This window comes from Gilliamella sp. B3817, from assembly GCF_026536705.1.
In the GTDB taxonomy this organism is placed as follows: domain Bacteria; phylum Pseudomonadota; class Gammaproteobacteria; order Enterobacterales; family Orbaceae; genus Gilliamella; species Gilliamella apicola_I.
In genome coordinates this window covers 17,476-43,244 of record NZ_JAFNNV010000011.1, presented here as the reverse complement: position 1 = coordinate 43,244, position 25,769 = coordinate 17,476, and the positions used below count along the sequence as shown (strand labels likewise).

The following is a 25,769-nucleotide window of genomic DNA, read 5'->3' as shown; positions in this document are numbered from 1 at the left end:
TAATAAAATATATTAAGTTTTAGATCTATTTAAAAAATTAGCCGGTTCTAAAAGGTTTGAGTATTCAAGCAAAGATCCCATTATTCGTAAAGAGATTATGAAGCGTCCAGATTATAGAGCATTACAAGCATTAGATGCAGTAATAAAAGAGCGAGGTTTTGAAAGAGCAGCCGATAAATTGTGTATTACACAACCGGCGGTTTCACAACGCATCAAGCAACTTGAAAGTTTTTTTGGTCAGCAGCTTTTAGTCAGAACCATTCCGCCCAAAGCGACCAAGCAAGGGGAACATCTTTTAGGTTTATTGCATCAAGTAGAATTACTCGAACAACAATGGTTAGGCGATAACGATCAAAATCCGACACCATTGTCGTTATCGATTGCAATCAACGCGGATTCACTCGCAACCTGGCTTTTACCTGCGTTAAAACCCGTGTTAGATAAAAATATTTTACGTTTTGATATCCAAGTTAAAGATGAAGAGCATACATTAGAATTATTGCGACTTGGTACGGTTGTGGCCGCAATCAGTATTCAAGCCAATCCATTACCGGGTTGCTTGTCAGATATGTTAGGCGCCTTAGACTATATTTTTGTTGCGTCGCCAGATTTTGCTAAAAAATATTTTCCTAATGGGGTTACCCGTTCTTCCTTGTTAAAAGCACCAGCGGTAGCTTTTGATCATTTAGATGATATGCATCAAGCTTTTTTACAAGAGAATTTTAATCTTACGCCAGGAAGTGTCGTCTGTCATATAACCAGTTCTTCTGAAGCATTTGTTCAGCTAGCCAAACAAGGTTCGGCTTGTTGTATGTTACCAAAACTTCAAGTTGAACAAGAGTTGAAAACGGGAGAACTTGTCAATTTGACAGAAGGTCTTTATCAAAGACGAATGCTTTATTGGCATCGATTTGCCCCTGAAAGTAGTGTGATGCAAAATATTTCTGAAACATTGATCCGTTATGCACAAAATGTGCTTTCTCAACCTCATAAATAATCGATTATATAAGCATATAAAATGCTAAAATAACATGTTAACTTTAAACGTTTGGATCAATTGTCATAACAACTAAAAGAGTCGATGCTATGTATCAACTAAAAAATGATCGTTATTTACGAGCTTTACAGTGTTTACCTGTTGATTATACGCCTGTGTGGATGATGCGCCAAGCTGGGCGTTATTTACCTGAATATCGTGATTTAAGAGCTAAAGCAGGGGATTTTATGACGATGTGTCAAACTCCCGATTTAGCTTGTGAAGTGACTTTACAGCCACTGAAAAGATTTGATCTTGATGCCGCCATTATTTTTTCTGATATATTAACTATTCCTGATGCAATGGGTCTTGGTTTGTATTTTGAGACGGGAGAAGGTCCTAAATTTAAGCAATCAATTCAGTGTCTATCTGATATTCAGCAACTCCCCATTCCTGATCCAGAGCAATCATTGAGATATGTGATGGATGCTATTCGGCTAACCAAAAAAGAACTCGACGGAACAGTACCATTAATTGGATTTTCGGGTAGTCCGTGGACACTTGCTACTTATATGATTGAAGGTGGTAGCAGTAAAGCTTTTACTAAAATAAAAAAAATGCTGTATAGTGATCCTAAAGCACTGCACCTATTACTTGAAAAACTGGCTAACAGTGTCGCTATATATTTAAATGCCCAAATTGAAGCCGGAGCGCAGTCGATAATGATATTTGATACTTGGGGCGGGGTGCTAAGTCATCAAAGCTATCAAACGTTTTCATTAGATTATATGAAATTAATCTTATCGCAATTAAAACAAGGTAAAAAGAGTCAAAATATCACTTCTTATGTACCTGTAACCTTATTTACTAAAGGTGGCGGATTATGGCTAGAAAATATTATAAACTCGGGATGTGATGCGATAGGTGTTGATTGGACAGTTGATCTAAGTAACGTGCCACAAAAAGGACAAATAGCGGTACAAGGTAATCTTGATCCTTCAGTATTATATGCTGATAAGCAAATAATCGAAGCGAATGTAGATGCTGTGTTATCGGAATTTGGCTATCATAATGGGCATGTTTTTAATTTAGGACATGGTATTCATCAAGATATTCCGCTAGAACATGTACAATATTTAATTGACGCGGTTCATCGTCAATCAAAAAGGTTTCATCATGATTAAAAACCCAATTCAATTAAGAATGGAAAAATTGCCTGAATGGCAACAACGTTTATTTATGGTTTGTTTGTGTGAACGAATGTACCCTAACTTTGTTTACTACTGCAAACAAGTTGATAATCAAGAAGATAGTAAAAATTACAAAAAAATACTTGATTTAATATGGGAATCCTTATTAGTCTATGATGTAAAAATAAACTTTGATTTACAGCTAGAAAAATTAGAAGCTATCATTCCTGTTTTTACTAATGAAAGCCCTTATATGGTCTATCCTGCTATTGATGCATGTCAGGCACTTAGCGAGTTGTTACACTCGTATTTAAGTGGTGATATTGCTGAACACACCGCTAAAGTAAGTAGTATCTCAGCGACAACTATTGCTGAATTTGAGATGACAAAAGAAAATATTTTACTTTCAGAGGATGAACAACAGCAATTACCTAGTGTAATTGATGAATTTGATTTGCAATGGAAAATTTTCCGATTATTACGCGATGAAAAAAATGAAATGGAAGATTTAATAAAAGGTCTAAAAGCAGAAATTCGGACGTCACAAATGAGCAATATTGGTGTTTTTTTAAGCAATTAAAGCGTTCCAGCCATGATTTTTTTATTTTTTAATAAATTTTTCTTTTATATTAGAGCAATATAGACTACATTTAATAGTAATGTAACCTAAATGTTGTTTACAGTTGGAAAGTTATGTAATTAACTTTCTTTATTATGTTAACTTTAACAATAAAATAAATATGTAAGGATATTTCCATGAATAAAACAGAACTTGTCGATGCAATTGCTAGTAAAGCTGATATTACTAAAGTTGCAGCTAAAACTGCGTTAGAAGCTACATTAGCAGCTATTACTGAATCATTAAAAGCTGGCGAACCAGTACAATTAGTTGGTTTCGGTACATTTAAAGTTAATGCTCGTAAAGCACGCACGGGTCGTAATCCTAAAACCGGTAAAGAAATCAAAATTGCTGCAAGCAAAGTACCTGCTTTCGTATCAGGTAAAAGTCTTAAAGAAGCAATCAAATAGTTTTTTTAAATTGTCGAAAATGTTTTTTTGACAATTAATAACGCTAGGTCATGGAACATCGTTTCATGACCTTTCTATTTAAAAAAATGATTAAAACGTATCAATGCATTACAATGCGTTTAAAATATCTTACATTTAATCTGTGTTTGTTAGTTAATATTATTTAATTAAGCTAAGATGTAATTTCTATAAATTTAGCATTTAATACTGTAAGTAAATCACTAGGTGCCATTTCAATTTCTAATCCTCTTTTTCCGCCTGATACCAACATAGTGTTTAAATAATTTGCGCTAATATCAATTAATGTGGGTAGACGTTTTTTCTGACCTAATGGACTGATTCCTCCAACCAAATAGCCTGTCGTTTTTTCAGCTATATTAGGATGAGTTAAATCAATCTTTTTACAGTTAAATGCTTTTGCTACTTTTTTAAGATCTAAATGTTTATTAACAGGTAATACGCAAACAGCTAATGTTTTGTCATTGTTGTTTAAACTTACAACAAGCGTTTTAAAAATTTGATCGGCAATCACATTTAATGTTGGATCAAGTTTATTGACAGCTTCTTGACCGTAATTAGTTGTATTAGGGTCGTGTTCATATTGATGAATTTTAAATTGAATTTTTAATTTTTTTAGTTGGTTAATCGCTGGTGTCATATCAATATCCCCTGTAATTCAAAATGATAGGGTATCATTTAATTTTAATCACTCTATAAATTTTTTAATAGAGTGATTAAAAAGAATAGTGGATAATTTTAAATAATTAATTGATATTTTGCTTTGTTTTTTAATGGGTTTTATGCTGGTTTTTTAATAGCATATTGAGACGATAAAGAAAACATATCATAAAGATATTTGCAAATATTATTATTGTTGAATAGATAATATTTATCATCAGCGATGTAATTGAAATTGCCCAATGTGACAATAAAAATATAGCTAAAAAGTAGATTAAAAACATTGGTAAGGTTAATCGCCAATACATTAACGTGTGTGTAAAACATTCTATAAATTTTTGGAAAAAATCTTTTGTTGAAGGTTCAATAATTAAACTATTGAATTGGAAATAAACTATCGATATAACAATCATAGCAACAATCGTGACCGTTAAAATTAAAAGATTCATGATTTGGATGGGTAAAATCAGATTCAAAACTGAGCATATTAATAACATAAATATTAACCCAGTAACGATTAAACATGCACAAACTAAATTTAAACCGATTAAATTTAATATGTTTGGTAACAAACGGGACAATATTAAATTGAAATTAAATTTATTGCTGATTGAATAATTATATATCACAGCAAGTATAATCGCCTGTGTCATAAAATTTATCACCATATAAATCATTGCTGGTTTTAATAATTGCAATAACACGGCATAGAGAGATTGGTTAGATAATTGCTGAAAAAGTTGTTTATCAAATAAATTATTTAAAATTGGTGTGGTAGTGGCACTGATTAAAAAACAGATGATAATGATTGGCTGAAAACGATTTCTAATAAAATTAATTGTTTCATTTAACAATCGAGAAAAGGATAATTCGGTTTGCATTTTTTAGCTCTAAGTCATTAAGTGGTAACCAAAATAGGCTACCACAAGTGTTGATATATATTTATTATGATTGTAATAATGAGATATCTGCAACTTTTAAAAATAAACTTTGTAGTTTTTTCAATAATGATAAACGATTAAGTTTTATTTTTTCATCATTAACCATGACCATAACTGAAGCAAAAAATTCATCAACGGGTGCTTTAAGCGTAGATAACTCAACGAGGGCATCTTGATACCGTCCTTGATTAAAATATGGGGCTAATTTATCCATTAACACCGCAACATGTTTTGCTAACTCTCCTTCTGCACCGGCTTCAAGCAATGAAGCATTAACACTATCAGGAATTGCTAGTTCTGCTTTAGATAATATATTCGATACTCGTTTATTTGCTTCAGCTAATGATGATGCTTCTGGCAGTGTTCTAAAATGTGTTACGGCTTTTACACGCGCATCAAAATCGGCTGGTTTGGTAGGATTAAGAGCCAATACGGCTTGAATAGTATCAATGGTGAAACCAAGTTCTTGATACCAAGCACGAAAACGACCCTGCATAAAACTAACAATATCAGTTACAACATTTTGGTTATTTAATTTATCACCATATAATGAAACGGCAAATTCAGATAACGCAATAAGATCTAACGGTAAGTTTTTTTCTACAATGATTCTTAGCACACCAATAGCCGCACGTCGCAGTGCAAAGGGATCTTTATCGCCTTTAGGGTGTTGCCCAATACCAAAAATACCGGCTAAAGTATCCATTTTTTCAGCGATTGAAACAGCACAAGAAACAGCTGTACTTGGTAACTCATCACCGGCAAAACGAGGTTTATACTGTTCTTCTATGGCGGTGGCGACTTCAACACTTTCACCATCTTTAAGGGCTAAATAACGTCCCATAATCCCTTGCGTTTCAGGAAACTCGAAAACAGTGTTCGTGACTAAATCGCATTTAGTCAATTTGCCTGCACGTTTTGCTTGTGCTACATCTGCACCAATTTGCTCAGCAATGAAACCTGACAATGATTCAATACGTAATGCTTTATCTTTTACAGTACCCAACTGTTGTTGAAATAATACCGTTTCAAGGCGAGGTAAGCGATCTTCTAAACGCTGTTTTAAATCTGTTTTATAGAAAAACTCAGCATCGGCTAAACGTGGACGAACCACTTTTTCATTACCAGCAATGACCACTTGTGGATCTTTTGACTCAATATTAGCAACAAAAATAAAATTCGGTAGCAATTTTCCTTGTTTATCATAAACAGGGAAGTATTTTTGATCGCCTTTCATAGTATAAACAAGTGATTCGGCAGGGACGTCTAAAAAACGTTCTTCAAATTTTGCTGTTAAAACAACAGGCCACTCAACCAATGAAGAGACTTCTTCTAATAAACTGTCTGTTAAATCCGCTTTACCATTAAGTTTTGCCGCTGCGGCTTCTGCTTGTTGTTGGATAATTAATTTACGTTTATCATAATCAGCAATAACTTTACCGCGTTGTTCTAAAATTTCAGGATATTGATCGGCATTATCGATAGTAAACTCCTGTTCACCCATAAAACGGTGTCCACGGATCACCCGTGCGGAATCAATGTCTAAAATAGTACCGGGTACCAGTTCATCACCATATAACATCGTCACAGTATGGCTTGGGCGAATAAATTCAACTTGACGGGCTGCCCAGCGCATTGGTTTTGGTATTGGTAATTTGTTTAAAGCATTTTTAACCATATCACATAACAAATTGACAACAGGCTGTCCTTTTTGATTTTGTGTAAAAGAAAGCCATTCCCCTTTATCTGTTTGTATTCGTTCTGCTTGATCAACCGTAATACCACAACCACGAGCCCAACCTTCTGCGGCTTTCGTTGGATTTCCTGCTTGATCGAATGCTGCACTTACTGCTGGGCCTCGTTTAACGATTTGGCTATCAGGTTGAGTATCATTCAGATTTAATACTTTTAATGCTAAACGTCTTGGTGATGCATACCAAAGGACTTCACCATGTTCTAAATTTGCATTATCCAGTTGTTCGATAAAATTAGCCGCAAAACTTTCAGCCAAAGTTCGGAGCGATTTTGGTGGTAACTCTTCTGTACCAATTTCCACTAAAAATGTTTTTTGCATAATATATATTCCTACTTAGATGATGCACTTTCGCTTGAAGGTGAATTTTGGCACATAGGGAAACCGAGCGCTTCACGTGATGCATAATAGGCTTCAGCAACCATTTTAGTTAATGTTCGAATACGTAATATATAGCGTTGTCGCTCTGTAACCGAAATGGCTTTACGGGCATCAAGTAAATTAAAACAGTGAGCGGCCTTTAAAATACGTTCATAAGCTGGTAAAGGAAGTGGCTTTTCTAACTCAAGCAAAAATTTTGCTTCTTTTTCGTGTTGTTCAAAACAGTAAAATAAGAAGTCAGTATTCGCATATTCAAAATTATAAGTTGATTGTTCAACTTCGTTTTGATGGAAAACATCGCCATAAGTCGTTTTACCGAATGCTCCATCACTCCAAATCAAATCGTAAACACTATCGACGCCTTGAATATACATGGCTAGTCGTTCCAAACCATACGTTATTTCACCTGTTACTGGCTTACATTCAAGTCCACCGACTTGTTGAAAATAAGTAAATTGGGTTACTTCCATACCATTTAACCACACTTCCCAGCCAAGCCCCCAGGCACCTAAGGTTGGGTTTTCCCAATTGTCTTCAACAAAGCGAATATCATTGATTGTTGGATCTAGACCAAGCTCCTTCAACGAACCTAAATAAAGTTCTTGGATATTATCGGGTGAAGGTTTTAAAATAACTTGGAATTGATAATAATGTTGTAGCCTATTTGGATTTTCACCATAACGACCATCAGTAGGGCGACGAGAAGGCTGAACATAAGCAGCATTAATTGGCTCAGGTCCAAGCGCACGTAAACAGGTCATTGGATGTGATGTACCTGCACCCACTTCCATATCTAAGGGTTGAATCACTGTACAACCTTGATTAGCCCAGTAATCTTGTAACGTAAGTATTAAACCTTGAAAGGTTTTGACATTAAACTTTTGCATGATGTTGTCTTTATGGTTGAATTGATTTTTTCGATATTTAAAACAGTGCTGTATTTTATACTTTTTATGAGTGCTTGTGAAATGTCTAATCGCTTCATATCATAATATATTACTTAACTATCTTAATGTGGTTTACATTTTGCATCTTTACCTATTTGTCGGTATAGTGACATTATCATTATTGCTTGGTAATAAATCTAAAATAAAACACCATGTCTATTTATCAAAAAATTGTTGTGATTATTTTTATAACATTAATCAATGTTAGTTTTTTGCACGCTGATGATACTCAGAGGCTAGAGTCTTTGCGTCGTTCAATTGAAGAACAAGAAAATCGAATAGCAGAACAAAATAAACAACGCACTCAATTAGTCAAAGACCTTAAACAGCAAGAAACCGAAATAGCAATTTTGTTGACCTCAATTGAAAAAAATGATTTATCGTTAAAAAAACTTAATCAAGAAATTCATATAATGATTGACCAGATAGATGAGCTGGTTAATAAGCAAACACAGCAACGAGCAGTGTTAGCTAAACAATTGATTGGTGCATTTAAAATTGGGAAAAATAGCGGATTAGAACTGGTATTTTCGGGGGAAAAGGGGGAACGTAACGAACGAATTATTCAGTATTACGGATACATTAACCAAGCTCGAGAGCAATTAATTAATGAGCTTAAAGAGACCCAATTACAATTAAGTGAAAAAAAAGCAGCTTTGCAAAAAAAAGAGTCCTCTCATAAAGTATTACAAAATAGACAAAAGCAAGAACAATTGAGGCTTGAAAAAAATCGTCAAAATCGTAAAAAAACGATAGTATCGCTTGAATCATCTATGCAACAGAATCAACAAAAATTAGCGCAACTACGTGAAAACGAAGCGAAGTTGCAAGCAAAAATCGCTCAAGCAGAAAAAGAAAGTCAACGTATTGCAGAAGAAGAAGCAAGGCAAGCTAAAAATATTGAAGAAAAACAAAAAAATAATAACTATACATTGAGCTCAGATGAACAATCACTCATGGCAAGAGTGAGTGGTATTGGCAAACCGGCTCATCAATTTAACTGGCCGGTAAGTGGGAGTGTGGCACATCGATTTGGTGAGGCATTACAGGGCGAATTATACTGGAAAGGTATGGTCATTAATGCGAAAAATGGTGTGACAGTCAAAGCAATTGCTGATGGAAGAGTGTTATTAGCCAGTTGGCTACAAGGCTATGGATTTATGGTGGTTTTGGAGCACGGAAAAGGCGACATGAGCTTATATGGATATAATCAGCGTGTTTTAGTGGGAGTTGGGGATAAAATTAAAACCGGTCAATCAATTGCAATTGTTGGCTCGAGTGGTGGTCAAAATAATCCCGGACTTTATTTTGAAATTCGGCGTGATGGTAAAGCGCTAGATCCGAGTGGATGGTTAAAATGATTGTACGCTGTGTAAGTTTAGTTTTTATGAGTCTGTTATTATTCCCTATTAATAATGGACTTGCTTCACAACTGGCTATTGTTATTGATGACTTCGGTTATCGTCAGCAAAATGAACAAAAAATTATTTCACTATCACCTAATATTACGATTGCAGTCTTGCCTTATTCACCCCATGCCAAACAGATGTCTACCTTAGCAAACAAACAAGGTAATGAGGTGATTATTCACTTACCCATGGCACCATTATCTAAACAACCATTAGAAAAAGAGACACTATTTCCTTATATGGGGGAAGAAGAAGTTAATCAAATTATTGCCAATGCTGTTGAGCGCGTACCTTATGCAATTGGCGTGAATAATCATATGGGAAGTTTAATGACATCTGACCTTAAAGGTATGGAGCATGTTATGAAAGCACTTAGCCATTATTCATTCTTCTATTTAGACAGCAAAACAATAGGTAAAACGCAGGTAATTAATGCGGCTCAAAACTATAATATACCTGTTCTTGTACGAGATGTTTTTCTTGATGATAAACAGAATGAAAATGCCATTGCTTACCAATTTGATATTGCTATTGAATTAGCCCGAAAAAAGGGGCAAGCAATTGTTATTGGTCATCCTTATCCACAAACGGTGAACGTCTTAACAAAAAAGCTGTCCGAATTACCTTCAGATATACAACTTGTTAAACTTAGTGAATTAATTCATCCAGAATCCTTACCCGAAAAACCAACATTAACCTTCAAAGATATATACAAAATATTTGAAAAAATAGGTTATGAAATCTATTATTTATCAATAATTCAGCAATAATTACTTCTTCTCTAAAGTACGGTGACGGACTTGGACTTGTTTATTTTGAGCTCGAAAAATATCAGCTAACTGGTCAGCAATGAACACGGAACGGTGTTGACCACCAGTGCAACCAATTGCAATAGTTAAATAACTTCGATTGTTTTTCTCTAACATTGGTAACCAATTTTTTAAATAATCTGCAGTTTGATAAATAAAATTGGTCACTTCATCATGTTTTAATAGATAGTTTTTGACCGGATCATCTAATCCTGTTAGTGGTCTTAACGATACATCCCAGTGTGGATTCGGTAAAAAACGAACATCAAAGACAAAATCTGCATCCACCGGTAAACCATGCTTAAAACCAAATGATTCAAAAATCATAGTGAGTTCACGCTCTTTTTTGCCTAAAATACGAGATCGTAAAATATCTGATAATTCATGCACGGAAAGATTATCAGTATTAATCATTAAACTAGCATGAGATTTTAAGGGTTCTAAATACTTTTCTTCTTGATCGATGGCTTCTTCAAGGGAAAATTGCTGATTAGCCAATGGGTGAATTCGTCTTGTTTCACTATAACGACGGATAAGCGTATTACGGCTACAATCAAAAAAAATTATCTCAGGCGAAACAGATTGAGGTAAACGTTGAAATATATCTTTATCAAAATCAAAATTGATTGGTAAATTACGGATATCAATACTCACAGCAACAGGGGTTTTATTATTTTTGAGTGAATCAGCTAATTGTGGTAATAAAGCAACAGGAATATTATCAACACAATAAAAACCCATGTCTTCTAACGCACGTAATGCAATCGATTTTCCTGAACCTGAACGGCCACTTACTATCAGTAGGATCACAATTTCAACTCCGATATAATTGATGCATGTAAGTATATAACGTTTATTCGTAAACTTGCAATTTGGAATATAAACAATATTACAACAAACTAAATATTTTTAATATTTAGTTTTTATTTCTTTAATCAATTGTTTAAGAGCTTGCCCTCTATGGGAAATTTGGCTTTTGTGTTCTTTAGTCAGCTCAGCGGCAGTACAATTTAGTTCTGGCACATAAAATAAAGGATCATAACCAAAACCGCCTTTACCTTTTAATTCATTTAAGATTAAGCCATTCCATTTGCCTAAACAGATGATGGGAGTAGGATCGTTTTCATGACGCATAAAAACTAGAGCACAATAAAAATATGCGGAACGCTTTTCTTGAGGAATAGGTTGTAATGCTTGTAATAATTTTTGATTATTACTTTCATCATTACCGTGCTCGCCTGCATAACGTGCAGAATAGATACCCGGTTCACCATTAAGTGCTTCCACAACTAACCCTGAATCATCGGCTATGGCGGGTAACCCAGTTAATTTTGCAGCATATCTGGCTTTTATAATGGCATTTTCGACAAATGTTAAACCTGTTTCATCGGCATCAGGGAGATTAAACTGACTTTGTGCGATGATATCAAAACCCGCATCAGCCAGTAAATTTTGTAATTCATTGACTTTACCCTGATTATTGGTTGCTAAAACAATTTTTTGCATAAAGGTTCCTTAACCTATTGGCTTAATATTTGAGCTGATTGCTTAAACATAATGAGTGTTTTTTATATTTACTTATTTAAAATTCAGGATCACAAGTAAAAGTCATGTTTTCACCTGATTTAGGATGATTAATTGTTAATAATTGTGCATGCAATAGTAATCTTTTTGACATCGAGAAAGCTTCTGGATGGGCATAAAATTTATCGCCTAAAATTGGATGACCAATAGCTTGCATATGCACACGCAGTTGATGAGAGCGTCCTGTAAATGGAAATAATTTAATGCGAGTTGTATTATCGGGATTTCTTGCAATAACTTGATACTCTGTTAATGCATATTTGCCATTTTCCTTATCTACCATTTGTCTAGGACGATTTGGCCAATCACAAATCAGTGGTAATTCAACAGATCCTGTGTCTTGCTCAACATGTCCATGCACAACCGCGATATAGGTTTTTTTAGGAATACGTTCTCGAAATTGTTTTTTAATTTCTCGATCGGCAAGTTTAGATAATGCGACAACCATAATGCCACTGGTTGCCATATCTAAACGGTGTACCGATTCCACATAACTATATTTTTGTTGCAAACGATGAATGATACTGTCAATAAATTGTGGTTTATTACCAGAAACCGATAAGATTCCCGGTTGTTTGTTAACAACAACGATATGATCGTCTTGATATAAAATTGACAGCCAAGGATCAGTAGGGGGATGATATTCCAAAAGCATTTAAATATGACAATTAATAACTAAAAATTGCCATATATTCTAGCAAAATCAACAAAAAGTGCCAGTTCTATAAATTGTTTACTTATGCCATGTTGATTCTTTCGGTGAAAAGAGCTGCATAAACAATATGATCAGACCCACAATAAAATAGCAAGCAAAAATGATGATCATCCATTGTGACATTTCAATCGTTAAAAATGACCAGATTTTTTCAGAGCAAGAACCATAAGCACTAAATACTTCAGGTAACCAAGTATCTAAAGGTAACCAGGATGGAAATTCAGTTTTAATTGAACACGTATCACCAAAGCTTGGCTCGAACTGTAGTTGTGCATGGAATTTTGCTAATCGAAAACCTTGAAATGCACTAATAAGCCAAATAAAAATACCGGCTAAACGAAAAGATGTTTTGCGAGGAGCCAGAAATCCAATAAAGCTTGCTATCATGATACCAAATATTGCACAACGTTGATAAATGCACAATGTACAGGGTGCAAGACCTAAATTGTATTGAAAATGTAGAGCAATTAATTCAAAAACAACGGTTGAAAGAAAAAGTAAAAACCAAGCAAACCTTCTACGTGAGTACTGATTAAGCAGCGATAACATACTATTTTATTCTCCCAGATTCCGTTATAATTGTTTTGCTTTTATTATACTGAAAAAAACTACCTAATTATAATTAAGATTAGTGTAGATTATTTAAGAATAATGTAAACGACTTTTACTCATTGATAGCGGACTAATCATCTCTTATGCACACAAACGCTCCACAAAAAAAATTAAATGTTACTTTTGTGACTATATCTGAAGAAAATGCGACTCAACGTATTGATAACTTTTTACTCACCTATTTGAAAGGTGTACCAAAGAGTATGATCTATCGTATATTACGCAAAGGTGAAGTGCGAGTGAATAAAAAACGTATTAAGCCAGAATACAAATTGAATATTGGCGATGAAGTTCGTATTCCTCCTATTCGAGTTGCTGAAAAAGCCACGCCCGAAATCTCAACAAAATTAAATAAAGTGGCCGAATTAGAAAAGGCAATTATTTATGAAGATGAGATGATTTTAGCTATCAACAAACCTTCGGGCATTGCGGTGCATGGTGGCAGTGGTTTAAGTTTTGGTGTGATTGAAGGATTACGCGCGTTAAGGCCTGAAGCAAAATTTTTAGAGTTGGTGCATCGTATCGATCGTGAAACATCAGGGGTACTGTTGATTGCAAAAAAACGCTCTGCATTAAAAGCGTTGCATGAACAGCTTCGTTTAAAGCAGATGCAAAAAAATTATTTAGCGTTAGTGAAAGGCAATTGGTCTTCTGAATGTAAAGTGATTCAAGCACCATTGCTAAAAAATGTGCTCAAAAGTGGTGAACGAGTGGTGAAAGTTGATAAAGAAGGAAAACCTTCAGAAACACGTTTTAAAGTAGAAGAACGATTTGAGTTTGCCACGTTGATAAAAGCCAGTCCTGTAACAGGCCGTACTCATCAAATTCGAATTCATACGCAATATGCTAATCATCCGATTGCTTTTGATGATCGTTATGGGGATCGCCAATTTGATGCATTATTATCACATACTACACTCAACCGTCTTTTTTTACATGCGGCGAGTGTAAAATTTATTCATCCTAAAACCCAGCAAGAAATGCTATTACAAGCCCCAATGGATGCCACATTGCAAGCTTGTTTAACTCAGCTTAGAAAAGATAAATTTAAACAAGCATAATTTAAAAAATAAATAAGGTAGTTAGCACCAATGAAAGATATCAATTTATATTTAATTAGACACGGTCAGACGGAATGGAATATTAAAGATCAAATGCAAGGCTCACAGAATTCCCCTTTGACAGAAGAAGGAATTTTAGGTGCAAAGGTGACAGGAAAGTACCTTAAAGATATTCCGTTCATACAGGCTTATTCAAGTACTCAACAGCGTGCAATGGAAACTCGAGACTATATTATCAATGAAAATGTAAATGTTATTCCAACAGCTGAACTTTCAGATTTATGCGAAATGGATTTTGGTATTTGGGAAGGTAAACATGTGCCGACATTAAAAAAAGCATTTCCGGAATTTAATACTTATCTCACTGATCCTGCTAACTTTGATGCAACAGTCAATCAAGGTGAAAATTATCAACAAGTTTTGGCACGTATGGAGCGAGCATTAAAGACCATTATCGAAAATACTAAGCAAGATACCGGTAATATTTTAGTTGTTTCTCATGGCACAGTATTACGGATACTACTTTGTGTTTTAAATGGAGGAGACTGGCGTTTACACCGTGATGAGGCGTATTTTCCACGTATGTTAAATACAAGTATCAGTGTGGTTAACTATAAACAAGATGAAAATCAGCCTAAAGGGCAATTTTCGGTTAAGTTTTATAATAACGTTGATCATTTAGCTAATAAATAAATTTGCTGAATGAATATTTTTCTGGCTAATGTGGATGCCATTAGCCAGAAAATTATAAATTTTACCTTTTGTATTTTGCAAAGCGTTTTTGTAGTTGCTTTAATTGATTTATTCTGGCGTCTATTTTAGATAGTGTGATTTGATCGCCTTTAGCTCTATTTTTAGCGTTTTGCAGCAATTGAATAGATTCATCAAATCTACCTTGTAAAGCAATAAGCTCAGCTCTTGCAGTCATTTGTTGTGCTGTTGAGTGCAGCCCACCATAAGCTTTAATCAATTCATCCCAGCCATTCATATCGTCATTATGATCATGGGTATAGCGATGAAGAAGGCTAACCGCCTGTTGGTAATTTTTATTATTATTATAAGCCGCCGCTAAATTTAATTGTATCGCTGTGCTGTTAGGAAATTTTTTTAAAGCTTGCTGTAATCGTGTAATGGCAACACTATTATTATTAAGTTCTAAATCTATATCAGTCATTAAATCAATAAACCATAGATTATCAGGCTGACTATCTAATAATGGTTGAAGTTGCTGTTTGGCTTGTTGATATTTACCTGCCTGATAATCCGCCAATGCGCCACAGTATATGATGGCAATTTTGCTTGGTTGATTATTTAATTTTTTATAATCTTGAATTAATAACAAAGCGGCATTTTTATTTTTAGCCGTAATAATCGCTAATCGAGCTTTAGCTAAATAGTAATCAAGAGAAGAAGTAATATTTTTTTTACTGTATTGCAAAGTTCGGTTGCGAACGTCAGTTAAACGATTATTAGGCAATGGGTGAGTAAGTAATATTTCAGGCGGTTTACTACTAAAGCGCGTTTGGTCAGCAAGTTTTTGCAAAAATTCAGATGATGCATAAGGATCAAATCCGGCTTTGACTAAAGTCCTAAGACCAACACGATCCGCTTCTTGCTCATTGCTCTGAGTAAAACTAATCATACTTTGTGCAGACCCCGCCATAGTACTTGTCATCGCAGCCATTCCAGCTTCAGGATTTGCTAATGTAAGTAATATAGAACCTAACGTAGCTCCCCAAAAATAAGGACTGTTACGATTTTGGGCTTCGATTGCACGGGCTAAATGTCTTTGGGTGACGTGACCTATTTCGTGAGCCATGACCGACGCTAGTTGACTTTCGTTATCCGTATCAAGTATTAACTTAGAATGGACAACAACATTACCACCAAAAAAAGCGAAAGCATTAAGGACATCGCTACGCATGATATAAAAGTGAAAAGGGGTTTGTACCGATTCTGATTTTGAAACTAATTTTTGACCCAAATCATTAATATATTGATTCAAAACAGGATCATTTAGAATAGGGGCTTGAGCGCGTAACATTCGCATGTAATAATCCCCCATTTCCATTTCTTGACCGATACTTAATGTTGATGCAGCCGCTGTACCAATATCGGGCAAGTTAATGTTATCTGCATATACCAATGAGGTATTTTGCAATAGCAATGAAGCCGAGATTAAAAATGCAATTGTTTTTTTTAGCATTATTTTATTCCATAGGGATAATATAATTATTAATAGTTATTTTAGCTGAAAAAAAACACAATATCACTTTGAATTTGTGATTAAACTTTACATAAAGTTAATAAGCCTAACAGATAGCATCTTTAATCAATGACGTTGTTTAGGGTTATCAAAATTTCTATCTTTTTATTGAAAAACGGCAGAGCGAATTTTTTCAATATCAACTGTTTCAAGATATTTTTTGATATTGGGATAAACATTGTAGTGATGACCAAATTCAGCTTGCATTAACTCATTAATAGCTTGAGATTTAGTCCAATTTTCAAAAACCAAACGGTACATAGCAATAGTGACGCCGGTACGATCACTACCTTGCCAACAATGGATTAATATCGGTTTAGGGGAGGTATGAATTGCTTTCATTACTTGGATCATTTTCTCATCAGTAATATCACCTGCCCGCATTCGAATCCAAACTTCTGACATCTGTGTATTTTCGACTAACTCACGATCACTGTGAAATAGCCGTAAATTTATAATGGTTTTAAAGCCAAGTTTATCAAGATATTTAAATTCAGTTATTGAAGGTTGTTCTGAGCGATAGATATCGTTAGACACTTGATGAAAATTATCCGGTAATTGATAATCAGAATTAAGCTTAGATTGACAGCCAATGAGATTTAAACTCATACAACACAGCAGTAGTGAACATATCATAATCGTTGTAATACGGTTATGACTCATTTTTAACTGTTGTGTTGTATTTTGCATAACTAATTATTCGAACATGTTTATTTAAACTGTTTGAAGACGTTTTTTAATAAATGTCATCAATTCATCGATTTTTACTAGCGATTTTTCACCACCAGCTCGGTGTTTATATTCAACTTCGCCATTTTCAAGATTGCGTTCACCGATGACAAAAGTATGTGGAATACCAATGAGTTCGGCATCAGCAAACATCACGCCCGGTCGCTCTTTACGATCATCAAAGAGTACTTCAATACCTGCTGATTGTAGATCTGCATAAAGCTTTTCAGCAGTGGCTTGTACTTTTTCTGATTTATGCATATTCATTGGTATTATGGCAACGCTAAAAGGCGCAATTGCGTCAGGCCAAATAATACCGCGGTCGTCGTGGCACTGTTCAATCGCTGCTGCGACAATACGACTTACACCAATACCATAACACCCCATAATCATGACATGATTTTGACCATCTTCCCCTTGAACAGTGGCTTTCATCGCTTGAGAATATTTGGTGCCTAATTGGAAAATATGTCCTACTTCAATACCACGTTTAATTTGTAATGTTCCTTTACCGTCAGGGCTAATATCGCCTTCAACCACATTACGAATATCTTCGATACGCGGTAAAGTGATATCTCTGTCCCAGTTGATATTGAAATAATGTTTATGATCGATATTGGCGCCTGCGCTAAAGTCGCTCATCACTGCCACATCACGGTCAATGATGATTGGCATATCAAGGTTTACCGGTCCTAATGAACCTGGTCCTGCATTCACTATCGCACGAATTTCATCTTCAGTTGCAAATTCTAAAGGCGATGCCACAATATCAATTTTTTCCGCTTTGATTTCGTTCAACGTATGATCACCACGGACTAATAAAGCCACAAGTTGGTGCCCACTCTCTTTAGTCGCCTTAACCATAAGTGTTTTAACTGTTTTTTCAATAGGTAAATAAAATTGTGCAACTAATTCATCAATCGTTTTTGCATTAGGTGTATCAACCAGTTCCATCGCCTTGGTTGGTGCAAGGCGACTTTGTGTTGGCGCTAATGCTTGTGCCATCTCAATATTCGCCGCGTAATCAGATTCGGTAGAAAAGACAATATCATCTTCACCACTGTCGGCTAATACTTGGAACTCATGCGACCAGTTGCCACCAATAGAACCCGTATCAGCTCGTACCGCTCTAAAATTTAAACCTGCACGTGTAAATATGGCACTGTAGGCTTTATACATATCATCATAGGTTTCTTGCAAGGATTCTTGTGAAGTATGAAATGAATAAGCATCTTTCATAATAAATTCACGAGAACGCATTACGCCAAATCGAGGGCGGACTTCGTCACGAAATTTGGTTTGAATTTGATAAACATTAAGCGGTAACTGTTTATATGAACTCACTTCGTTGCGTAGTAAGTCAGTGATCACTTCTTCATGGGTTGGACCTAATACAAAATCACGATCTCCTCGGTCTTTAATACGTAATAATTCCGGACCATATTGTTCCCAACGGCCGCTTTCTTGCCAAATATCAGCAGGTTGCACAACTGGCATTAACACTTCAATTGCCCCTGCTCTGTTCATCTCTTCCCGAACAATATTTTCAACTTTTTTAAGTACACGATAACCAGTGGGCAGCCATGTATATAATCCTGCGGCAACTTTACGGATCATGCCGGCACGTAACATTAATTGATGGCTTATCACTTCAGCGTCTGCTGGAGTCTCTTTTAATGTAGAAAGAAGATATTTACTGGTTCGCATAAATTTATCCTGAAAAAAATAATGTACTAATGAATATACTAAAATGTGAGCTAGTTTAGCAGTCCGTCGCGTAACACTAAAGTAATTTTATGCGTAATTGTTGTAATCGACAAAAATTATTTATAAATTTAAGCAAATAAAGAGAGATAAAATGAAAATTAACAACATGACTAAGGCGCATATCTTCGCTGGGCAAAATTTTTTACGATTTAAATTGAAAGCTTGATTCTATACTTGATTATGCCATGGTTAACGCCATAATATAGCCATCATCTTTGATCAAATAGTTATTCTTACTTTAATCGACGTTAACCGTATAAAGGAAACAAATGGCTTCAGTTTTTGAGATATTTAAAATTGGTATTGGCCCTTCAAGCTCGCATACTGTTGGTCCAATGCGAGCAGGCAAAGCATTTATCGATCAGTTAATTGATAATGGTCAAATGCCTGTTGTGACTAAGATTATTGCCGATGTCTATGGTTCATTATCTTTGACAGGTAAAGGTCATCATACTGATATCGCTATTATTTTAGGGCTAGCGGGTGAAAAACCCGATACCGTTAATATCGATGATATTCCTATTTTTATTCAAAATTTGAATCAAAATAAACGGTTATCTATCTATAATGGTCGTTATGAAATAGCGTTTTCAAGTGAAAATATTCTATTTCACTCTACTTTTTTGCCTAAGCATGAAAATGGTATGACTTTAACGGCTTATCAAGGTGAGCAAATACTTGCTCAAACCACTTATTATTCGGTCGGTGGTGGTAAAATTGTAGAAGATACACAGTTTGGTCAACAAGATCAAAATACGGTTGACTTTCCTTATCCTTTTTCATCGGCAGCACAACTTTTGCAGCACTGTGATGAAAACTCATTATCGATATCAAGCATTCTGCTTAAAAATGAGTTACAACTCCATTCGCAACAGGAAATTATCAACTATTTTACGTTGGTTGGGCAGACCATGTTAGATTGTATTAAGCGAGGTATCCACACTGAAGGTTTATTACCGGGTGCATTAAAAGTACCTCGTCGAGCGAATGCACTTTACCGACAATTATCAACCAGTAAAAATGATAATGATCCGATGATTATTATCGATTGGATAAATATGTTTGCCTTAGCGGTCAGTGAAGAAAACGCAGCAGGGGGGCGGGTGGTGACAGCGCCAACCAATGGGGCTTGCGGTATTATTCCAGCAGTGCTTGCTTATTATGATAAGTTTATTGATCCAGTAACTCCTGATACCTATGTTCGGTATTTTTTAACTTGTGGCGCCATAGGGCTTTTATACCAAAATAATGCTTCTATTTCGGGGGCTGAAGTAGGTTGTCAAGGTGAGGTGGGAGTAGCTTGTTCAATGGCTGCAGCTGGACTTGCGGAATTACTGGGTGGCAGTCCTGAACAGGTGTGTATGGCGGCTGAAATTGGTATGGAGCATAATCTTGGTTTAACCTGTGATCCCGTAGATGGTCAAGTACAAGTCCCTTGTATTGAACGTAATGCTATTGCTGCAGTAAAAGCGATTAATGCGACACGTATGGCGCTAAGACGAACAACTGCTGCCATTGTATCTCTTGATAAAGTAATAGAAACGATGTACGAGACAGGTAAAGATATGAATGCCAAATATCGTGAAACATCACGGGGTGGATTAGCCATAACGGTGCATTGTAGTTAGTAGTGCATTTATAATTAGTAATCGATTTGAAATCTATTTCTTAAAATCAATTTTGCCAGTCAATGCTGATTGGGGCGATCCGATTTTGATTGTTGATAAACAAATTGTAATATCTTGAAAAGATTGTGAAAGGTGTGCTATTTATACTTGTATGGTAGGCTAGGTATCTAGCCATACCGACAAGCATAAAAATCAATTAGATTAAATCTTGGTCTTCCTGCTCTTTGCTTTGCTGTTTTGTTAACTTATCCAAAAGCTTTTTATGAATACCATTAAATCCTCCATTGCTCATAATTAATATTGCATCGGTTGGTTTTGCTGATTTAACAATCATTTCAACTAACAAATCAATATCACCAGACCAATAAGCCGGTTGAATACAAGCATCAACAACATCAACGACTAACCATGGTAACTGTTCTGGTTGAAAAATGAAGATTTCATCGGCACGACCTAATGACGGCGCTAATTCATCTTTCGATATGCCTAATTTCATGGTATTTGAGCGAGGCTCTAACACTGCCAGAATACGACGATTAGCACCAATTTTACTACGTAGCGCTTCTAATGTTGCCAAAATAGCCGTTGGATGATGTGCGAAATCGTCATATATTTCAATATTATTGACTTTACCATAAAGTTCTAAACGTCGTTTAGCATTAACAAATGAGCTGAGAGCTAAACAAGCATCAGCCGGTTGAATACCGACATTATGGGCAGCAGCAATTGACATGAGTGCATTATGCATATTGTGTTCACCAACCAAAGAATACTCTACTTCGCCGACTTTTTGACTATTGTAATAAACAGCAAAGTGACTTGCATCATGGTTAATTCTTTGGGCTAGCCAACCAGATTCAGACTCAGTAAACGTTTGTTCACTCCAGCAACCTTTGGCTAAGACTTGTCGTAAATTCACATCATCTTGAGGCGAAATAATCAGCCCTTTGCTAGGGACTAAACGTACCAAATGATGAAATTGTTTTTGGATTGAATTAAGATCATCAAAGATATCAGCATGATCAAACTCAAGATTGTTCATAATAAGCGTTTTAGGGCAGTAATGCATAAACTTGGAGCGTTTATCAAAAAACGAACAATCATATTCATCAGCTTCAATAACAAAAAATTTACCTTCGCCTAATCGAGCGGAAACATCAAAATTACCCGGTACACCACCAATCACAAAACCTTGTTTATATCCCTGTTTTTCCAATATCCAATTGACCATGCCTGCTGTGGTTGTTTTACCATGCGTTCCTGCAACAGCGATAACCCAACGATCTTTTAATACATTGTCATGTAACCACTGTGGCGCAGAGATATAAGGAATATTACTATTTAGTATATGCTCGACACAAGGATTACCTCTGGATAAGGCATTACCAATAATGACTAAATCCGGGTTAGGAGTCAGTTGTGATGGATCATAACCTTCAATAATGTCAATATGCTCTTTTTGTAAAAGCGTGCTCATAGGTGGATAAACGTTTTTATCTGAGCCAGTAACTTTATGGCCAAGAGAACGGGCTATTAATGCAATTCCTGCCATAAATGTGCCACAGATCCCAAGAATATGAATATGCATTTTTAGTCCTCAATCTCTACAAATTATGTTAATAAACTAGTCTTTATCTGAATTATATCAAAGGTTAATGTAATATAACTTTTAAATATTCTGCGAATTATAATCGATTTTGATCAACTATGCGATAGGCCACAAATGTCTAATCAATAATTTGGCGGCTTGATTACCACGAAACTCATCTACGTCTAAATGATAAACAAGTTTAGCTTGTTTTATTGATAAATCAGGCCATTCTAGACGATCAACATTAAATGCAATACCATCAATGATTGGTCCGCCATTTTTAGGTTCTAAAACCAATTTAAGATGCTTGTCTGCCAATAATCGCTGTTGATGAATGATGAATTCACCATCAAAAATAGGTTCAGGGAATCCTTCTCCCCAAGGCCCGGAATCTTTTAATTGTTTGGCAATTGAATAATTGAAATCTTGTCCATCGATTTCCCCGTCTGTTTCAATAACCGTTTCTAATAATTTGTCATCTAATCGTTTAAGTAATAATGCTTCAACACATGCGGTAAAACGTGATAAATCATTTTCATGTATTGTTAAACCAACCGCCATCGCATGTCCCCCAAAACTTACCATAAGCTCAGGGTGTAAGTGCTGCAATTCATCAAGTAAATCGCGTAAATGAATTCCTTTAATTGACCGTCCAGATCCCTTTAAAAAACCATCTTGAGTAGAAGCAAACGAAATAACCGGACGATGATATTTTTCTTTCAAACGGGAAGATAAAATCCCAATGATACCTTGATGCCACTCGGGGTGATAAACCACTAGAAAGTGAGGAATCGAGGTTTTTTCATTCTCCATTTTTTCAATGAAAGACAGTGCTTCTTGATGCATCGTCTGTTCAATTAATTTGCGATCATTATTTAAATTATTAAGATCAGTTGCTAAGTTAAGGGCGGTGTCAGGGTGGTCACAGAGTAATAATTCGACACCAAGCGACATATTGTCCATTCTCCCAGCGGCATTTAATCTTGGTGCAATGTAAAAAGCAAGATCAGTCGCATTACATGAACAGCAATCTTTTTTGGCAACTTGCAATAATGCCTTAATACCTTCACAACAGTAACCAAAGCGGATTCGGCTAACGCCTTGATGAACTAAGATACGGTTGTTATGATCCAGTTTCACGACATCGGCAATAGTTCCCAGTGCAACTAAATCTAATAAATTAGCAATGTTAAATTCAGCTAACTGATTATCATTGAACCATTTTTCTTGCCGTAATTTTGCTCTTAACGCTAACATTAAATAAAATGTCACGCCCACTCCAGCTAAATTTTTGGAGGGAAAGGTACAATCAGGTAAATTAGGGTTAATAATGGCATCCGCCGAAGGTAACGGGTTTGGGCATAAATGATGATCGGTAATAATGACTGGCAAATTAGCTTGTTTAGCAAATTCGACCGCTTCAATAGCTGAAATGCCATTATCGACAGTAATAATCAGGTCAGCTTTCGATGATATCGCTTTTTTAACCACTTCAACACTTAAACCATAACCATCTTCAAATCGGTCAGGAATAATATAGTCGACAAACTGACATCCCATCTGTTTTAATGCTCGGACAGCCAATGCGGTACTGGTCGCCCCATCGGTATCAAAATCGCCGACAATCATGATTCTTTGATTGTTTTTCATGGCTGAATAGATAATTTCAACGGCTTTATCTATACCATTTAACTGATCATAATTACTTAGATTTCGAGCAGCATAATCAATCTCTTTGCTTGATGTCACGCCACGTAGAGCATAGATTCGTTGCAATAATGTTGGAATGTCATTCGAAAATTCAGGATGTAACTCGGGTAATTTACGACGTACTAATTTAGTTTTATTCATATTTTCAATGTTAGCGCATTTGCGCTAACATACTTATTAATTATAAATTTGAATTTTAGCTAGTATTTAATTAAAAATTATTTAGCTGTGTTTTTTAAGATTTCAATTAATTTATCGGCTGGTACGTAACCTGGAATAAGTTGCCCATCGGATAAAACGATTGACGGGGTACCGCTTATACCTAGTTGTCGACCAACGTTAAATTGCTGAGTAACATAAGGAACGTCGCTGGTAGCTGGTGTAATAGGATCGCCTTTGTAAGCTTTATCAAAAGCAGCTTTGCGATCAGCAACGCTCCAGATAGATTGCATGTTTTTACCAACTTCACTATCAGCACCTGCACGAGGGTAGGCGAAATAATGGACTGAAATGCCATTATTTAAATATTGATCTATATTCTCGTGCAACAATTTACAATAATGACAAGTATAGTCAGTGAATACTGAAATCACATATTTTTCATCTTTGGCTTTGTAAATGATAGCATCTTTTTCGATAGTTTTCATTAATGCCAAATTAGTGCTATTAGCGATGTTTTTCGGCTCGTCACCTTCAACATTATAGATAGGGCCTTGAGTTAAATATTTACCATCGTCCGTGACATAAAAGGTTCCATCGGGTGTGACTACACTTTTCAAACCTTTTACGGGCGTGTTGGTAATTTTTAAATCTTTATTCTCATAACCTAGCTTACTCATGGTATCGGTAATGTCACTATTACCTGCCAAAACTGAGGTTGAAATTAACGCCAAACCTAAAACTAATTTTTTCATTTACTTATCCTTATTTTTTAAACCCTATGCTCGAGGATGATGTTTGCTGTGTAATTGCTTTAACCTTTCTGTTGCTACATGGGTATAGATTTGCGTAGTTGAAAGGCTGCTATGCCCCAATAACATTTGAACAACCCGCAAGTCTGCCCCATGATTAAGTAAGTGGGTAGCAAATGCATGCCGAAGCACATGAGGAGAAAGTGCTTCAATATTTATATCAGCTAGTATGGCATAATATTTTATTCGATGCCAGAATGTCTGTCGTGTCATTTTTTTTCCAAGTCTACTTGGGAAAAGCACATCGACTGGCCCCGATTTAAGTAAATCATCGCGTCCATATTTAAAATAGTATTCTAACCAATAAATGGCCTCTTCGCCCAGTGGGACTAAACGTTCTTTATTCCCCTTACCTATTACCCGAATCACACCTTGTCGTAAACTAATATCACTTATTTCTAAACTCACTAATTCTGTTACCCTTAAACCGGTTGCATAAAGCACTTCTAACATGGCTTTGTCTCGAAGCTCTAATGAGTCTTGAGTATTAGGGGATTCAAGCAAAGCCTCAACTTGTGATTCAGTTAAATCTTTGGGCAATTTTTTTGGTAATTTAGGCGAAGACAGGACAGCTGAAGGATCATCGGTGCGATAATTCTCTTGATATAAGAATTGAAAAAAACGTTTTGTTGCACTCATCAGTCGTGCGGTGCTACTTGCTTGATAACCATCGGCAACCCGTTGCATTAAAAAATCTTGCAAATGAGTGGTCTGAGCAGTAATAAAATTCACATTTTTCAACTGTAGCGATTGATTGAGTGCCAATAGATCAAGTTTATAAGATTCTATAGTATTTTCCGCTAAATTTCGTTCTAACCATATGGCGTTGAGGAATTCTTCAACGAGTTTGTCATTGTGAGGACGAATGTGGTCTTTTGACACCAAGATTATCTCTACATTTTAAATATAGAAAATATTATATACTAAATTAGCAATTAATTGCAGTGTAACTCATGTTGAATCATGAATATCATATTGTATGATAAAAGACATTATTTTAACTTTTTACTAATATAATGTTA

23 protein-coding genes are annotated in these 25,769 nt (G+C 35.5%); 9 read left to right on the top strand and 14 right to left on the bottom strand.

What is annotated here, in order from left to right; translation table 11 throughout:
- The first annotated feature begins 97 nt into the window (after positions 1–97).
- The 4 genes from J3U36_RS10595 (at position 98) to J3U36_RS10580 (ending at position 3,195) form a co-directional block, all read left to right on the top strand.
- The gene (locus tag J3U36_RS10595; RefSeq protein ID WP_065558410.1) at positions 98–997 is read left to right on the top strand and encodes a LysR family transcriptional regulator ArgP; all 900 of its coding nucleotides are present in this window, start codon (positions 98–100) and stop codon (positions 995–997) included.
- An 89-nt stretch (positions 998–1,086) separates the two neighbouring features.
- Positions 1,087–2,160, top strand: coding sequence for a uroporphyrinogen decarboxylase (gene hemE, locus J3U36_RS10590; protein ID WP_267380254.1), 1,074 nt, complete (start codon positions 1,087–1,089; stop codon positions 2,158–2,160).
- The gene (locus J3U36_RS10585) at positions 2,153–2,746 is read left to right on the top strand and encodes a YjaG family protein (RefSeq protein ID WP_267380253.1); all 594 of its coding nucleotides are present in this window, start codon (positions 2,153–2,155) and stop codon (positions 2,744–2,746) included. The genes hemE and J3U36_RS10585 overlap by 8 nt, the downstream gene beginning before the upstream one ends.
- 176 nt (positions 2,747–2,922) lie before the next feature.
- Positions 2,923–3,195: an HU family DNA-binding protein gene (locus J3U36_RS10580; RefSeq protein WP_065558407.1), complete on the top strand. Its 273-nt coding sequence runs from the start codon at positions 2,923–2,925 to the stop codon at positions 3,193–3,195.
- 172 nt (positions 3,196–3,367) lie between these two features.
- Here J3U36_RS10580 and ybaK read toward each other — a convergent pair whose 3' ends face one another.
- The 3 genes from ybaK to glyQ all read right to left on the bottom strand — a co-directional run bounded on the left by ybaK (position 3,368) and on the right by glyQ (position 7,835).
- The gene (gene ybaK, locus J3U36_RS10575) at positions 3,368–3,853 is read right to left on the bottom strand and encodes a Cys-tRNA(Pro) deacylase (RefSeq protein WP_267350111.1); all 486 of its coding nucleotides are present in this window, start codon (positions 3,851–3,853) and stop codon (positions 3,368–3,370) included.
- Positions 3,854–4,818: 965 nt separating this feature from the next.
- Positions 4,819–6,891: a glycine--tRNA ligase subunit beta gene (gene glyS, locus J3U36_RS10570; protein ID WP_416379846.1), complete on the bottom strand. Its 2,073-nt coding sequence runs from the start codon at positions 6,889–6,891 to the stop codon at positions 4,819–4,821.
- Positions 6,892–6,899: 8 nt separating this feature from the next.
- Entirely contained in the window at positions 6,900–7,835 is a 936-nt protein-coding gene (glyQ, locus tag J3U36_RS10565; protein ID WP_065558403.1) for a glycine--tRNA ligase subunit alpha, read from the bottom strand.
- Between the two features lie 212 nt (positions 7,836–8,047).
- On the opposite strand from glyQ, the gene envC reads away from it, so the two are divergent.
- The gene (envC, locus tag J3U36_RS10560) at positions 8,048–9,256 is read left to right on the top strand and encodes a murein hydrolase activator EnvC (RefSeq protein ID WP_267380249.1); all 1,209 of its coding nucleotides are present in this window, start codon (positions 8,048–8,050) and stop codon (positions 9,254–9,256) included.
- The gene (locus J3U36_RS10555) at positions 9,253–10,074 is read left to right on the top strand and encodes a divergent polysaccharide deacetylase family protein (RefSeq protein ID WP_267380247.1); all 822 of its coding nucleotides are present in this window, start codon (positions 9,253–9,255) and stop codon (positions 10,072–10,074) included. Before envC ends, J3U36_RS10555 begins: the two co-directional genes overlap by 4 nt.
- Here the strand turns inward: J3U36_RS10555 and rapZ are convergent, their stop codons facing one another.
- From rapZ to dsbB, 4 genes are all read right to left on the bottom strand, one after another.
- Positions 10,075–10,923 (bottom strand): RNase adapter RapZ, encoded by an 849-nt coding sequence (rapZ, locus tag J3U36_RS10550; protein ID WP_267380246.1) that lies wholly within the window; start codon positions 10,921–10,923, stop codon positions 10,075–10,077.
- Positions 10,924–11,022: 99 nt separating this feature from the next.
- On the bottom strand, positions 11,023–11,619 hold the full coding sequence (locus J3U36_RS10545; RefSeq protein WP_267380244.1) for an XTP/dITP diphosphatase: 597 nt from the start codon (positions 11,617–11,619) through the stop codon (positions 11,023–11,025).
- Between the two features lie 76 nt (positions 11,620–11,695).
- Complete coding sequence (gene rluA, locus J3U36_RS10540) at positions 11,696–12,352, bottom strand: bifunctional tRNA pseudouridine(32) synthase/23S rRNA pseudouridine(746) synthase RluA (RefSeq protein WP_267360896.1); 657 nt, start codon at positions 12,350–12,352, stop codon at positions 11,696–11,698.
- 78 nt (positions 12,353–12,430) lie between these two features.
- Complete coding sequence (gene dsbB, locus J3U36_RS10535; RefSeq protein WP_065558397.1) at positions 12,431–12,961, bottom strand: disulfide bond formation protein DsbB; 531 nt, start codon at positions 12,959–12,961, stop codon at positions 12,431–12,433.
- A gap of 146 nt (positions 12,962–13,107) precedes the next feature.
- Here dsbB and rluC point away from each other — a divergent pair, with 146 nt between their 5' ends.
- On the top strand, positions 13,108–14,085 hold the full coding sequence (rluC, locus tag J3U36_RS10530; RefSeq protein ID WP_065558396.1) for a 23S rRNA pseudouridine(955/2504/2580) synthase RluC: 978 nt from the start codon (positions 13,108–13,110) through the stop codon (positions 14,083–14,085).
- A 30-nt stretch (positions 14,086–14,115) separates the two neighbouring features.
- Positions 14,116–14,778, top strand: coding sequence for a histidine phosphatase family protein (locus J3U36_RS10525; protein ID WP_267350095.1), 663 nt, complete (start codon positions 14,116–14,118; stop codon positions 14,776–14,778).
- Positions 14,779–14,839: 61 nt separating this feature from the next.
- Here J3U36_RS10525 and J3U36_RS10520 read toward each other — a convergent pair whose 3' ends face one another.
- The 3 genes from J3U36_RS10520 to proS form a co-directional block, all read right to left on the bottom strand.
- Positions 14,840–16,291 (bottom strand): M48 family metalloprotease, encoded by a 1,452-nt coding sequence (locus J3U36_RS10520; RefSeq protein ID WP_267380241.1) that lies wholly within the window; start codon positions 16,289–16,291, stop codon positions 14,840–14,842.
- A 165-nt stretch (positions 16,292–16,456) separates the two neighbouring features.
- Positions 16,457–16,960 carry a tyrosine-protein phosphatase gene (locus J3U36_RS10515; protein WP_267380239.1) on the bottom strand — a complete coding sequence of 168 codons (504 nt, stop codon included), beginning with the start codon at positions 16,958–16,960 and terminating at the stop codon, positions 16,457–16,459.
- Between the two features lie 105 nt (positions 16,961–17,065).
- Positions 17,066–18,787: a proline--tRNA ligase gene (gene proS / locus J3U36_RS10510; protein WP_267380237.1), complete on the bottom strand. Its 1,722-nt coding sequence runs from the start codon at positions 18,785–18,787 to the stop codon at positions 17,066–17,068.
- 329 nt (positions 18,788–19,116) lie between these two features.
- Here proS and J3U36_RS10505 point away from each other — a divergent pair, with 329 nt between their 5' ends.
- Complete coding sequence (locus J3U36_RS10505) at positions 19,117–20,475, top strand: L-serine ammonia-lyase (protein ID WP_267380234.1); 1,359 nt, start codon at positions 19,117–19,119, stop codon at positions 20,473–20,475.
- 196 nt (positions 20,476–20,671) lie between these two features.
- Here J3U36_RS10505 and mpl read toward each other — a convergent pair whose 3' ends face one another.
- From mpl to xerD, 4 genes are all read right to left on the bottom strand, one after another.
- Positions 20,672–22,063 (bottom strand): UDP-N-acetylmuramate:L-alanyl-gamma-D-glutamyl-meso-diaminopimelate ligase, encoded by a 1,392-nt coding sequence (gene mpl, locus J3U36_RS10500; RefSeq protein ID WP_065558390.1) that lies wholly within the window; start codon positions 22,061–22,063, stop codon positions 20,672–20,674.
- A 117-nt stretch (positions 22,064–22,180) separates the two neighbouring features.
- Entirely contained in the window at positions 22,181–23,917 is a 1,737-nt protein-coding gene (gene recJ, locus J3U36_RS10495) for a single-stranded-DNA-specific exonuclease RecJ (protein WP_267380233.1), read from the bottom strand.
- Positions 23,918–23,994: 77 nt separating this feature from the next.
- Positions 23,995–24,690 carry a bifunctional protein-disulfide isomerase/oxidoreductase DsbC gene (gene dsbC, locus J3U36_RS10490; RefSeq protein ID WP_267350088.1) on the bottom strand — a complete coding sequence of 232 codons (696 nt, stop codon included), beginning with the start codon at positions 24,688–24,690 and terminating at the stop codon, positions 23,995–23,997.
- A 24-nt stretch (positions 24,691–24,714) separates the two neighbouring features.
- Complete coding sequence (xerD, locus tag J3U36_RS10485; RefSeq protein ID WP_324101240.1) at positions 24,715–25,614, bottom strand: site-specific tyrosine recombinase XerD; 900 nt, start codon at positions 25,612–25,614, stop codon at positions 24,715–24,717.
- Between the last annotated feature and the right edge of the window lie 155 nt (positions 25,615–25,769).